This window comes from Halobellus marinus (assembly GCF_032113415.1).
GTDB lineage: Archaea > Halobacteriota > Halobacteria > Halobacteriales > Haloferacaceae > Haloquadratum > Haloquadratum marinus.
In genome coordinates this window covers 952856-966012 of sequence record NZ_CP134946.1, presented here as the reverse complement: position 1 = coordinate 966012, position 13157 = coordinate 952856, and the positions used below count along the sequence as shown (strand labels likewise).

The window sequence follows — 13157 nt, the reverse complement described above, 5'->3', positions numbered from 1 at the left end:
GAAATGGGCCCGAGTCCGACAGTAGCAGGGCCGGGCGGGGGATTTTTTGCTGTCGGTTCAGTTCCTGACAGCTATGGGGCTCCCGTGCACGCTATTCGGCCACGACCTGGCCGACCCGGAGATCCGACGCGACGTCGACCGCCGGGAGAACGCGATGGGTGTCGCGAAGAACGAACTCGTCGCGGTCAGGCGGGAGGTAGCGACGTGTTCGCGCTGCGGAGCCACGGAGATCGTGAGCGAACACACGGAAGTGATGGGACTCGGCGCGGCGACGGTCGTGGTGACGGGCGGGCAGGCCGAGGAACCGCTGGAGGACGTGGTCGTGGACGTAGAACTCGACGAGTCGGTGCCGATGGAACTCCCCTCGCTCTCGACTGACGCCGGCGGCGAGGTCGAGATCCATCTCCCCCGCGTCGAATCGACCGTCACGTTCACCGCCGACCACGACGCGTTTCCCGCTGTCTCGGAGACGGTGTCAGTCGACGAGGCGGTCGAAGGCGGCGTCGAACTGGATCTGACCCCCCAGAGGGGTGCGCTCGAAATCGAGTCGCGGGTTGGCTCGCTCCGCCGAGGCGGCATCGACGTCGACGTGAGCCCGATAGACGGCCCAGCGACGGCGAACGCCGATCCCGGCACGGTCACCACCGATGGGACGGGACACACGCGGATACCGGACCTTCCGGTCGGCGAGTACGAACTCACGGCGAATCCGGACGTCCCGGCCGTCGAGACCGTCGAGACCGCCGAATCCGGGACCGTCCAGGCCGATACGACCACGACAGTCACGCTCGCAGTCGAAACGTCGCTGCCGCTGGCCGCCGACAAGCGGGAGCGACGCGCGATGATCCGTGAGCGGATCGAGGAACTCGCCGCGGCGGACCGAGACACCGCGATCCCGTACTACTACGCGACAGTCCTCGAACGCGTGCTCGATCTGGTCGCCGCGGTCGAAGCCGCCCCCGAGCGAGCCGTCGAGAACGACCTCGATCCCGACGCAGTGGTCGACGCCCTGCTGGAGGCGACGGCCGAGGGAACAGCGATCGTCGCGGACGCGATGTCGGATCCGGGAAACATCAGGCTGTTTCGAGCGACTGACTCGCTGCCCGACGCCGACGTGGCGTGGGACGGGGTCGTCGACCTCGAGACCTTCTTCGAGCGGATCGCGAACGGCGCCGCCTACGAGCGGGAGAGGCTCCGACGTCGGATCGGCGAAACCGACGAGTTCCTAGACGAGATGTGGAGCGAGGTAGCCGAGACCCGGCCGGCGAGCGCCGTCCACACGCGCCTGCGGGAGTCGATGGACGACCTCGGAGACGACGGCCTCACGACGGTCGCCAGGGGGTACGTCGGCGTGTGTCTCCTCGACGCCATCGAGTCGTTGTTCGAGATCGAGCCGCTCCGCCGCCGACTCGATCCCGGCAGTACCGACGGCGTCGCGGACGCCGACTCGTGAATGGCGGTCACCGACGGACGCCCGGTGCCGAGTGCCTGGGACGGCGGCGGTAAGCGTATACCGGACGGGAGCGAACGGCAACGTATGAGAGCGCGGCGGGAGTTTCGGGACCGGCGCGGCGTCGAAGTCGAGGTGCTGGACGCGCTCGTCGATCGTTCGGAGGAAGGGATGACCGTCTTCGAGGTCCGCGCCGCCGTCGACGCCGACATCGACGAGATCGAGGCGGCGCTGGCGGCGCTGAAAGACGACGGCCTCATCTCCGTCGAGGACGGCGAGGACCGCGTCGTCATCCTGGTCGACGACCGCGTCGTGCCGGATCCCGAGGCAGATCGAACCGAAGAACGGGGCTACATCGACGCGATCCGGGACCGGCTCGGGCTGTGACGAGGGCTGCATCGATGCGGACAGAGCTGGAAACGCCTCGAGCGCCTTCGAGCGCTCGTCGGGACGGGCGCGTCCCGGGACGCTGCGGTTTTCCCGCGGGAGCCCCCATAGGTGTGTAATGACTATCGTCACGGAAGCACACGAGGCACACGGTGCGACGTTCGAGGAGCGCGCCGGACGCAAGGTCGTCCGCGAGTACGGCCGCCCGGCGCGGACTCACCGCGCGGTGCGCAACGGCGCGGGCGTGATCGAGATGGCGTACGGCGGCGTCGTCGTCGAGGGCGACGACCGCGTCGACTTCGTCGACGACACCGTCTCCAACCGCGTCCCCCGAACCGACGGCAAGGGTGTCTACGCGCTGCTACTGGACCCGCAGGGGCGGGTCGAGACCGACCTCTACGTCTACAACGCCGGCGAGCGACTGCTGTGTTTCACGCCGCCGACGCGTGCGGGCCCGCTCGCCGAGGAGTGGGCCGGGAACGTCTTCATCCGCGACGTTGAGGTACGCGAGGCCTCGACGGACTTTGCGGTCTTCGGCGTCCACGGCCCGCAGTCGACCGAGAAGATCGCGAGCGTCCTGAACGGCGGCGGGTCGCCCGAGCCAGCCCTGACCTTCGTCCGTGGCTCGATGGGCGGCGAGGGTGTCACCGTGATCGCTACCGACGGACCCGCCGGCGAGGAGGGCTACGAGGTGGTCTGCTCCGCAGACGCCGCCGAGCGGGTCTTCGAGACGCTCCTGACGTTCGGGATGAACGCCGTCCCGTTCGGCTACGAGACCTGGGAGACGCTCACCGTCGAAGCCGGGACGCCGCTGTTCGAGTCGGAACTCGACGGTCGGATCCCGAACGTCCTCGGCGTCCGCAACGCGCTCGACTTCGAGAAGGGCTGTTACGTCGGCCAGGAGATCGTCTCGAAGGTCGAAAACCGCGGCCAGCCGAGCCAGCGACTCGTCGGCCTCCGGCTGGACGGCGCCGCTGGTGGAGAGGCGGCCGACGCGGCCGAGACCGACTGGCTCCCCGACGCCGGGACCGCCGTGACAGCGGACGGCGAAGAGGTGGGGGAGGTAACGCGGGCCGTCGTGAGCCCGTCGCTGTCGGTGCCGATCGCGCTGGCGCTCGTCGACTTCGAGGTCGGAGACGGGTCGTTCGCCGTCGATTTCGGCGGGGAGTCAGTCGACGCCGACCTCACAGCGCTCCCCTTCGTCGAGGGGAGCGCGGTCTCGGCCCGAGCGCCCACGTATCCGGCCGAGTGAGTCCGAATCTGACGGGAAAGTTCCTCTCCGGGCGGGTTTCTGCGTCGAACGGGTGGTTCTAACCCCGGACCAAATACTAAGACCACGTACTCCCAAGCCCTCACAATGAACCAACGTGATCGTCTCTCAACCGGCATCGCTGGACTCGACGACATCCTCTCGGGTGGACTGCTCCGGGAGCGGGCGTATATGGTGACCGGCAGTGCCGGCACGGGCAAGACGATCATCGGCCTCCACTTTCTCACTGCGGGCCTCGAAGCGGGCGAGGATGCGCTGTTCGTCGCCTTCGAGGAAGCTCCGGCCGACCTCAAGGCCGACGCGGCCGGGCTCGGGTTCGACACCGAGGCGATCTCGTTTGTGGATCTCTCGCCGGACGCAGACCGGTTCGTCGCCGAGGAATCATACGACGTGTTCCAGCCGGACGTCGTCGAGGGATCCGGCGTCTCCGCGCAGATCGTCGACGCGGTCGAGGAGACACAGCCCGATCGGGTGTTCGTCGACCCGCTCTCGCACCTGGAGTATCTAGCGCCGGACGAGTATCAGTATCGCCAGGAAGTTGCTGGGTTCGTCACCTACCTCACCGGCGAGGGCGCGACGGTGCTTTTCAGTTCGCAGGCAGCCCTCCCGGGCGAACGGCCGACGCTGGAGTATCTCTGCGACGGGAGTATCAAACTCGATCGCGCCGAAAAGGGCCGGACCATCGAGGTGACGAAGCTCCGCGGATCGTCGTTCCTCTCGGGAGAACACACGCTGCGTATTTCGGGCGACGGAATGCAGGTGTTCACGAAGCTCTCGCCCGACGCCCACCACCGAAATCGGAAGTTGACGACGCTTTCGTCCGGCGTCGACGAACTCGATCGGTTGCTGCACGGCGGCATCGAGGGGCGGACGGTAACGGTGGTGAGCGGCTCCAGCGGTGTCGGGAAATCGACGACGGCGGCGCAGTTCGCGGCGGCGTCGGCCGCCCGCGGGGAGCGTGCGGTCTTCTATCTCTTCGAGGAAACCAGAGACACCTTCGTCCGACGGTCCGAGAGCCTCGGCCTCCCGATCCGTGAGTTAGAGGAGGCGGGGACGCTCGCCGTCGAAGAGATCGAAGCGCTCTCCGTGTCGCCCGACGAGTTCGCCAGCCAGGTCCGAACGGAAGTGGAAGACAGAGACGCCGAGTTCGTCGTGATCGACGGGATCTCGGGGTACCGGCTCTCGATCCGGGGCGACGAACAGGAACTGATCAGGGAACTACACTCGCTCGGGCGCTACCTCAAGCGGATGGGTGTAAGCGCCGTCTTCATCGACGATATCGACTCGGTTACCGGTGACTTCGAACCGACGAGTTCCCAGATCAGTTACCTCGCGGACAACCTCCTCTTTCTCCGGTATCTCGAAGCCGGCGGCGAACTCCGGAAGGCGATCGGCGTGCTCAAAAAGCGGACCGGCGACTTCGAGCGGACGCTCCGGGAGTTCGAGATCCGCGGCGACGGCATCCACGTGGGCGAACCGTTAACCGGGCTACGCGGCATCCTCACGGGGACGCCGGAGTGGGAGGGCGACAGCCCGTTCGGTCCCAAAGAAGCAGGCCCGAGGGACGAGCCACCCGACGCCGGATCGAGTGGGGATCCCGGCGGCTCAGACGGTCCTAGATGACTGACGACGCGTCCGATCCGGTTACCGACGTCCTCGTCCTCGTGTCGGCACCCGGAAACCGACGGGTACTGGTCTCGTGGGTGAAAAACACCGAGGGGCACCGACTGGTCGAGCTAGTTGACCCAGATGAGGAGGCCTCGCTGCCGTCGTTCGACGTCTGCCTGGCAGATCGACCCGGGATTCGGCGGTTCGCCGACGGAATTCGTGCGGCCCAGCAACGGAATCGAACGTTTCTGCCCTGTCTGCTGGTCGAAGAGAGCGGACGGAGCCTCGATGGGCTCGACAACGCGATTCTCGAGCTAGTCGACGACGTGGTGACGGCGCCGATCGATCCCGCACAGCTCCGGTTCCGAATCGACACCCTCGCGCGTCGCCGACGCCTCTCACAGCACCTCCAGGAGAGCGAAGCGCGCTACCGACGGCTGTTCGAGTTGGCCCCGAACGCCGGCTTTCTCCTCGAAGACGGCGAGATCCGCGCGACGAACCGTGCCGCCGAGCAGTTCTTCGACTGCGACACGGAGGCACTCGTGGGGCGCTCTCTCGCAGCGGCCGTCGCCGATGAGGACCGGCCGTCGTTCCAGCAACTGATCGCGGAGGCGCCGTCGGAAATCGGTCCCGAGGGGCCGCGATACCGGACGGTCGCGTGCAATCTCGACGGCGACACCGCGATCTGTGAGGTGGCCGCTGTCCGAACCGGCGAGTCCGACGAGCGACTGGTCCTCGTTCGCGACATGACGGAGCACATCGAGCGGCAGCGTCGGCTCGAACTCTACCGCCGAGCGATGGACGAGGCGACCATCGGCGTCACGATCACCGACCCCAGCCTCCCCGACAACCCGCTGATCTACGTCAACGATCGGTTCGTCGAGATGACGGGCTACGACCGCGAGGAGGCGCTCGGGCACAACTGTCGGTTCCTGCAGGGGGACGGCACCGACGAGGAAGCAGTCGGTCGAATCAGGGCGGCGATCGACGACGAGCGCCCCGTGACGGAGATCATCCTGAACTATCGGAAAAACGGCGAGCCGTTCTACAACGCCCTCGACGTGATGCCCGTTCGCGACGCCGACAACGTCGTGACGAACTTCCTCGGGTTTCAGCGGGACGTCACAGAGCAGGTCAGAAACAGACGCCGCCTCTCGGTACTCGACCGCGTCCTCCGGCACAACGTCCGCAACCGGATGAACGTCGTCGTCGGCCACACCGAACAGCTCTCGGATCACGACGATCCGGCGGTGCGGGAGGCAGCAGCGCGTATCCGTGGGGCCGGTGAGGAACTCTTAGAACAGAGCGACACCGCACGGCGGTTCCGTGACGTCGTAAGCAGCGGCCCCAGCGTCGAGATCCGAGATCTCACCGCGGACGCACGGGAAGCTATCGCTGAGGTCCGATCAGGATATCCGGCGGCCACCATCCACGAATCCCTGCCCGACTCGGCGCCGGTCCGCGGCGGGCAGGGCATCCCGCTGGCAGTGTCGGAGCTCATCGAGAATGCAGCCGAACACGGCGAATCGCCGATCGTCGTCCGCGTCGAGCCGGGGGCGACGGAGACGCACCTCACAGTGTCGGACCAGGGAGCCGGCATCCCCGAGCAGGAACTCACCGTCTTCAGCGACGACGAGGAACAGCCGACGGAGCACTCGGGTGGCGTCGGCCTCTGGCTCATCCGCTGGACGGTCGAACGGGCCGGCGGCCAGATCGAGTACACCGGCGAGAACGAGACGAGGGTGCAGCTATCCTTCCCGACGGCGAACGGGAAGTCCTGATCGGCGTCCGTCGCTCGCCCGTCGCCGAGGGAGCGAGAGGCGCCGCTGGCACAGCAATCGAGCGTGCCGACCAGGAACGTCGACCGGACAATTTCGGCCGCGAGCTATCGCCCGACCAGCTTCGCGAGGTGCTCGCGGGAGAAGAAGGACGTCGGACGATCCATATGGACGCCGATTTCGCCGGACAGCGCCCGGAGGCCGAGCTGCTGGACCGGCTCCGGAAGCGAGTAGGCCCGCCGGATCCAGCGGCCGAGTGCGATCTCCCGGGAGAGTTCAGCGCGCCACGCCGACTCGTAGTCCCGGAGCGATCCCGGATCGTCGGGATCGACAGCGTCGACCGCACAGTCGGCCGCAGTCATTCCATAGAGGATCCCACCCCCGGTGAACGGTTTCGTCTGAGCGGCCGCATCGCCGATCAGGAATGCCCGGCGGCTGTGCACCCGCTCCGGCGGGCCGATCGGGATCGCGCCCGAACAGAAGTGCTCGGTATCGACGTCGTACGCCGCTGTGAGCCGGTCGAACAGCTCGTTGACCGACGTCCCTGGCGGCGCGCCGAGGCCGTATTCGACGCCCGCGTCGCCGCGGGGGATCCGCCAGGCGAAAAAGCGCGGCGCGGTGAGATGGACGTCGACGAAGTCGCCGTCGTCGGGGGCGGGATCGAACGCGAGGACGCCGTGGAGGATCTCGCCGGGTTCGGGGAGTCCACACTGCTTCCGGACGCGGGAAGTAGGGCCGTCGCAACCGGCGACCATCTTCGCGCGGACGGCCTCGGTCCCGTCCTCGTTCGAGACGGTGAGCGCGACGTCTTCGGCGCGCTCGTCGACGTCGACGACGGTGTGTTGCTCCCAGACGTCGGCGCCCGCCTCTCTCGCACAGTCGGCAAGCGTCCGATCGAGTTCGACCCGGTCGATCACGTTCGAGACCTCCTCGCGCTTGTAGAACGGGTGTGCCGCCGAGTCGGGACCGCCGACGTGGAACCGCGCGCCGTAGACGCGGTTCTGCAACAGTTCCGACTTCGCGTCATCGGGGACGTAGCCCCAGATGTCGGTGCTTACGTGCCCCGAGCAGGCCAGCGGCGTTCCGACCGTTCCCCGCTCGAACGCGACGACGTCGTAGCCGGCCTCGGCCGCACGGCGAGCGAAGCGTGCGCCGGCCGGGCCGACGCCGACGACCGCGAAATCGTACATCACCAGTCAGTAGCGGGCCCGCCGGCAAATAGCGTTCGGGTCCGGCGTCGGTGTCGAGCGTCCGGGGTGGCGGTGAACTTCGCAGATCAGGCCGCGTCCTCGACGACCGCCAGCCCCTGTGTCGTCCGGTCGTCGAACGCCGCCGGCCACTCGACGTCGACGCGGGCGAAGGTGTCGCCGCCGTCGCCCGTTCGGTAGAGGCCGCGGTCCGTGAGCGCGAACAGTTCGCCGTCGTCGACCCCGGCAGCGAGCGTCGCCCGGAGCGCGCCCTCGCCGGTCGGGACGGCAGTCGTATCGAGCCGTTCCCACTCGGTGGTCTCCGTCGGTTCGGCGGCCGCACTCGCCGTCCGTTCGGCTGCGTCGCCCCCGCCTGCCCCGTCCGTGTCGCTCCCCACGCGGTCGTGTTTTCGATAGAGATACGACGCCGCGTGCTCGGGCGTGTGGGCCCGTCGGGCGCCCGCGGCCGCCGAAAGGAGAATGCGACCTGGATCGCCCGGATCGATCGCGACGCTCCAGCAGTAGCGGTGTCGCAGCCCCTCCTGCGGGAAGGTCCACGTCTCCCCGCCGTCGTCGCTCTCGGCGTAGCCATCGCCCGCGGCGGCGCGGACGACGTCGGGCGCGTCGGGATGAATCGCGATCGTGTGGGTATCCCGCCGAGTCGAGGGGGCGCGTTCGTCCCAGGTTTCCCCGCCGTCCCGCGTCCGAACCAGCGCCCCCGCTTCGACCGCGACCAGGAGGTGATCCGGATCGCTCGGGTCGACCGTGATCCACCGGACGTGGTGCGTGTCGGGACGCGGCGGGAACGACCACTCCGGCGCGGAGGGGAGGTCCGTCAGCGCGGAAAGTTCCGCCCAGGTCGTTCCCCCATCCGTCGATCGGTAGACAGCGCTCGGTTCGGTCCCGGCGTAGACGACGTCGGGGTCGTGCGGCGAGACGGTCACGCTCGTCACCGCGTCCGGGAGCGTCTCGGCGCCGACGCGGTCCCAGGTCTCCCCACCGTCGCGAGAGCGGTGGAGCCCGGCCTCGAACGTCCCACAGAAGACCCGCTCCGGCGCCGCGGCCGCGGCGTCGAGACACTCGACGTCCTCGCGCTCGAAGGTGTAGGCGGCCGAGGGCGTCGGGGTATCGTTCTCCTCGCCGTCCGCAACGTCGCGTACGACTAAGACGCCAGCACGGGAGGCAGCGTAGCAGGTGACCATACAGAGGGTACGCGAGCCAGTCACTTCACTGTGGGATGCGATTCAGCGTATCGGCCCCGATGCGATCCGCCGAGAAGTTCGTCACAGAGAGCTGGTCGCATAGCAGACCACCGTCTCGGAATCGGTGCGGATTCCGCAATCCAAAAACGGCCTCCCTCACGCCACGGGACTCTGTAATTCCGTCTCTATCTCCAGTTGTTCCAACTCCCATTGGAGATATTCGCGTAATCCTTCCTCTATCGGTCGGTGCTCGATGCCGAGTTCCCGGACAGCTTTCGAGTTGTCGACCAACACGCGTCCGCTGCTGAAGAATTCCAACAGTTCGCTCTCGAATCCCTCAGGTGGTCGCGTGACGGCCTCGACGGGCTTGATCCCACGACTCAACCAATAAAAGATCGTGCCAGAAACCGCCCGTGGTGCTGGAATGTCAGTCATCTCTTCGACTATTTCGAGTACTTCGGCCACGCCTCGTGGCTCGTTTGCGATAATGTACTCTTCACCGGGAGATCCCCGCTCCATCGCTCGAAGGAGGTTCGCAGCGGTGTCCTCGACGTAGTCCCACGGCAACGCGAAATCCGAGGGAACCATCGGGAGGTCCTGTTGGAGATGGCCGAGGAACGCTGTCCGGGGCGTGCCGCCGTAGTCCTTGTCTCCTGGTCCGTAGATGGCTCCGAGTGTTGCGATTACGAGCGGGAGTCCGTCCGCGATCATCGGTTCGGCGACCTCGTAATGGGCACGCCATTTCGTCCGCTGGTACACCGATGGGAACGAGTTCGGCGCGCGATACCATTCGTCGACGTGTTCTCCGCCGGTGTTTCCGTATACCCCGACGGTGCTGACGTAGACGCCCTTTGGGACGTCCAGGTCGTCCATCAGTTCGAGCACGTTACGCGTGCCGTCGACGTTGATACGCTCGGCCTTCTCGGCGTTCCACGGACCCGGGCCGACCTGGAACCAGGCAGCGAGATGGAAGACCCCGTCGACTCCCTCCATCGCGCTTCGCATACTTTCCTTCTCGGTGATGTCGCCCTCGACGACCGTCACCGATTCGGAGAGATGGTCGGCGTTCGTCCGATCCCGGGTCAATGCGATCACCTCGTGACCGTTCGCTTCGAGCCGATCGACGAGATGGGTGCCGATGAACCCTGTCGCCCCCGTGACGAAGTACTCCATACCGAATTTTCATTATCATTTATAATAGTATTTCGCCTCGAACAGCCAGATAGCCCTCGAAGTGAGCACCGGGACGGGACGACAACAGTCGTGATCAGTCGTCGTCTGCGGCCGGGGCGGGCTTGTGTCGATCCGCGCGTGGACCCTCCACGTCGACATCGGGGAGCAGGTCACGGAGGTACCGTCCGGTGTGGGACTCGTCGGTGCGCGCGACCTCCTCGGGCGTTCCCGTGGCGACGATCCGCCCGCCGCCCTCGCCGCCCTCCGGCCCGAGGTCGACGATGTTGTCCGCGTTCTTCACCAGATCGAGTTCGTGCTCGACGACGACGACCGTGTTTCCGTTGTCGGTGAGCCGCTGGAGTACGTCGATCAGTTTGCGCTCGTCCTCCTTGTGGAGGCCCGTCGTCGGCTCGTCGAGGAGATACAGCGTGTCGCCGGTCTGCTTTTTGCCGAGTTCCTCCGCGAGCTTGACACGCTGGGCCTCCCCGCCCGAGAGCGTCGTCGACGGCTGCCCGAGCGTCATATAGCCGAGGCCGACGTCCTCCAGCAGCTGGAGTCGCCGGCGGAGCTGGGAGTTGGCCTCGAAAAAGTCCAATGCCTCCGAGACCTCCATATCGAGGACGTCCGCGATCGTCTCGCCCTTGTAGGTCACGTCGAGCGTCTCGTCGTTGTAGCGGGCGCCGTCGCACTCCTCACAGGGCACGTAGACGTCCGAGAGGAAGTTCATCTCGATCTTGACCGTGCCCTGCCCGCCGCAGGCCTCACACCGGCCGCCCTTCACGTTGAACGAGAAGCGGCCCTTCTCGTAGCCGCGCTGCTTCGAGAGCTTCGTCTCCGCGAAGAGCTTCCTGACGTGATCGAAGACGCCGGTGTACGTCGCGGGGTTCGACCGCGGCGTCCGCCCGATCGGCGACTGGTCGATCAGCCGCACGGTCTCGATCTCCTCGATTCCCTCGATTTCGTCGTGGTCGCCGGGGTCGACGGAAGTGTTGTCGTTCATCTCGCGGGCGAGGCCCTTGTAGACGATCTCGTGCATCAGCGTCGACTTCCCCGACCCCGACACGCCCGTGATCGCGGTGAACTGCCCGATCGGGATCGACACGTCGATGTCCTTCAGGTTGTGCTGGCGCGCCCCGCGGACGGTCAGCGCCTTGTCGGATTCCCGGCGCTCGTCAGGCACAGGGATCGACTTCCGTCCGGCGAGGTAGTCGCCCGTCACGGAGCCGTCGGCCGCACAGACGTCGTCGAAGTCGCCCTGGACGACGATGTCGCCGCCGCGCTTGCCCGGGCCGGGGCCCATATCGATGATGTTGTCGGCGCGCCGCATCGTCTCCTCGTCGTGTTCGACGACGATCAGGGTGTTACCGAGGTCGCGCAGGCCCTCTAAGGTGTCCAGCAGCCGGTCGTTGTCGCGCTGGTGCAGGCCGATCGAGGGCTCGTCGAGGACGTAGAGGACGCCGACGAGGCCGGAGCCGACCTGCGTGGCGAGGCGGATGCGCTGGCTCTCGCCGCCGGAGAGCGTCGACGCCTCCCGGTCGAGGGTGAGATACTCCAGGCCGACTTCCTCCATAAAGCCGAGTCGCGCACGGATCTCCTTGAGGATCTCCTCGGCGATCGTCCGCTCCCGCTCGGTGAGTTCGGCCTCCAGCCCCTCGAAGTGTTCGAGGGCGTCGCCGATGCTCATCTGGTTGACTTCGGTGATCGCAGTGTCGGCGACGAGGACGTGCCGGGACTGCTCTTTCAGCCGCGTCCCCTCGCAGGCGGGGCACGTGGTGACCGCCATATAGTCCTCGATGTGCTCTCTGGTCGACTCGGATTCGGTCTCGACGTGGCGGCGTTCGAGGTTCGGGATGACGCCCTCGAAGCGCTTGGTCTTCCGGCGCGTGCCGTTTTTCGTCTGCCGCTCGAAGACGACCTCCTCGTCGGTGCCGTAGAGGAACTGCCGCTGGACGTCGTCCTCTAAGTCCTCGAAGGGCGTCTCGACGCTCACGCCGAAATGCGCCGCCACGGCGTCGAGCCGCGTCCGGTAGTAGGAGCGGTTGTACGACCACGCCTCGAAGACGTCTTTGATCGGCTTCTCGGGGTCGCGGACGACGAGATCCTCGTCGACCTCTTTTGTCTGGCCGAGGCCCTCACACTCCGGACACGCGCCGTGCGGGCTGTTGAACGAAAAGGAACGCGTCTCGATCTCCGAGAACTGGAAGTCGGAGTTGGGGTTGCCCAGTTCCTCGGAGAACTCGACGACCAGCCGGTTGTCGCCCTCGCCCGCGAGCGCGCCGGTCGAGCGGGTGTTCGAGGCGAAGGGTCCGTCCTCGGGCGGGTCCGGCACGATCACCTTCAGGACGCCTCCGGCTTCCTCCAGCGCGGTCTCGACGGAGTCGGCGAGCCGCGAGCGACCCTCGGCGCTGATCTTCACGCGGTCGACGATCACGTCAATCGTGTGGTCGTAGTTCTTGTCCAGATCCGGCTGCTCCACCGTCAGGTCGTAGGAGTCGCCGTCGACTTCGACGCGAGCGTACCCCTCGCTGACGAGGTCCTCGAAGAGGTCCTCGAAGGCGCCCTTCTGGTCGCGGACGACCGGCGCGGCGATCTTCGCCCGGGTCCCCTCCGGAAGTTCCAAGAGCGCGTCGACCATCTCCCCGGCGGACTGTTCGCCGACCTCCTCGCCCGTGACGGGATCGTACTGCGTCCCGACGCGGGCATAGAGGAGTCGGAGGTAGTCGTGGAGTTCGGTCACCGTCCCGACCGTCGAGCGGGGGTTGTTGGCGGCGTTCTTCTGGTCGATCGAGATGGCCGGGGAGAGTCCCTCGACAGCCTCGACCTGCGGTTTGTCCATCTGCCCGAGGAAGTTGCGGGCGTACGCCGACAGCGACTCGATGTACCGCCTTTGGCCCTCGGCGTAGACCGTCTCGAAGGCGAGCGACGATTTCCCCGACCCCGAAAGTCCGGTGACGACAGTGAACGTCTCGCGCGGAATCCGGACGTCGAGGTCCTTGAGGTTGTGCTCTTCGGCCCCTCGAACCTCGATAAAGTCCTTGCTCATCTACGCCCCGCTATGGAGAGCGGAGAGGAAAGGGCGTCGGTTCCGGCGGTCGGGGCAAA

The 13157-nt window shown here is 66.8% G+C and carries 9 protein-coding genes; 5 read left to right on the top strand and 4 right to left on the bottom strand.

Going from position 1 to position 13157, the window contains the following annotated elements; translation table 11 throughout:
• The first annotated feature begins 73 nt into the window (after positions 1-73).
• From RJT37_RS04895 to RJT37_RS04875, 5 genes are all read left to right on the top strand, one after another.
• Entirely contained in the window at positions 74-1453 is a 1380-nt protein-coding gene (locus tag RJT37_RS04895; RefSeq protein ID WP_313688278.1) for a DUF7093 family protein, read from the top strand.
• Positions 1454-1537: 84 nt separating this feature from the next.
• Complete coding sequence (locus RJT37_RS04890; RefSeq protein ID WP_313688276.1) at positions 1538-1837, top strand: DUF6432 family protein; 300 nt, start codon at positions 1538-1540, stop codon at positions 1835-1837.
• 118 nt (positions 1838-1955) lie between these two features.
• Positions 1956-3089 carry a CAF17-like 4Fe-4S cluster assembly/insertion protein YgfZ gene (gene ygfZ / locus RJT37_RS04885; RefSeq protein ID WP_313688274.1) on the top strand — a complete coding sequence of 378 codons (1134 nt, stop codon included), beginning with the start codon at positions 1956-1958 and terminating at the stop codon, positions 3087-3089.
• Positions 3090-3194: 105 nt separating this feature from the next.
• A complete protein-coding gene (locus RJT37_RS04880; RefSeq protein WP_313688272.1) occupies positions 3195-4730 on the top strand; it encodes an ATPase domain-containing protein in 1536 nt (511 codons plus the stop codon).
• Entirely contained in the window at positions 4727-6496 is a 1770-nt protein-coding gene (locus RJT37_RS04875; protein ID WP_313688270.1) for a PAS domain S-box protein, read from the top strand. Before RJT37_RS04880 ends, RJT37_RS04875 begins: the two co-directional genes overlap by 4 nt.
• A gap of 104 nt (positions 6497-6600) precedes the next feature.
• Here the strand turns inward: RJT37_RS04875 and RJT37_RS04870 are convergent, their stop codons facing one another.
• From RJT37_RS04870 to uvrA, 4 genes are all read right to left on the bottom strand, one after another.
• Positions 6601-7683, bottom strand: a complete 1083-nt coding sequence (locus RJT37_RS04870) for a geranylgeranyl reductase family protein (protein ID WP_313688268.1) — start codon at positions 7681-7683, stop codon at positions 6601-6603.
• 86 nt (positions 7684-7769) lie between these two features.
• Positions 7770-8882 (bottom strand): hypothetical protein, encoded by a 1113-nt coding sequence (locus RJT37_RS04865; protein WP_313688266.1) that lies wholly within the window; start codon positions 8880-8882, stop codon positions 7770-7772.
• 156 nt (positions 8883-9038) lie between these two features.
• Positions 9039-10055: an NAD-dependent epimerase/dehydratase family protein gene (locus tag RJT37_RS04860; protein WP_313688265.1), complete on the bottom strand. Its 1017-nt coding sequence runs from the start codon at positions 10053-10055 to the stop codon at positions 9039-9041.
• Between the two features lie 94 nt (positions 10056-10149).
• Entirely contained in the window at positions 10150-13098 is a 2949-nt protein-coding gene (gene uvrA / locus RJT37_RS04855; protein ID WP_313688263.1) for an excinuclease ABC subunit UvrA, read from the bottom strand.
• Positions 13099-13157: the final 59 nt, after the last annotated feature.

Coding starts and splice junctions, on each gene's coding strand:
- RJT37_RS04895 (WP_313688278.1), top strand. CDS start 74: ATGGGGCTCCCGTGCACGCTATTCGGCCACGACCTGGCCGACCCGGAG.
- RJT37_RS04890 (WP_313688276.1), top strand. CDS start 1,538: ATGAGAGCGCGGCGGGAGTTTCGGGACCGGCGCGGCGTCGAAGTCGAG.
- ygfZ (WP_313688274.1), top strand. CDS start 1,956: ATGACTATCGTCACGGAAGCACACGAGGCACACGGTGCGACGTTCGAG.
- RJT37_RS04880 (WP_313688272.1), top strand. CDS start 3,195: ATGAACCAACGTGATCGTCTCTCAACCGGCATCGCTGGACTCGACGAC.
- RJT37_RS04875 (WP_313688270.1), top strand. CDS start 4,727: ATGACTGACGACGCGTCCGATCCGGTTACCGACGTCCTCGTCCTCGTG.
- RJT37_RS04870 (WP_313688268.1), bottom strand. CDS start 7,683: ATGTACGATTTCGCGGTCGTCGGCGTCGGCCCGGCCGGCGCACGCTTC.
- RJT37_RS04865 (WP_313688266.1), bottom strand. CDS start 8,882: ATGGTCACCTGCTACGCTGCCTCCCGTGCTGGCGTCTTAGTCGTACGC.
- RJT37_RS04860 (WP_313688265.1), bottom strand. CDS start 10,055: ATGGAGTACTTCGTCACGGGGGCGACAGGGTTCATCGGCACCCATCTC.
- uvrA (WP_313688263.1), bottom strand. CDS start 13,098: ATGAGCAAGGACTTTATCGAGGTTCGAGGGGCCGAAGAGCACAACCTC.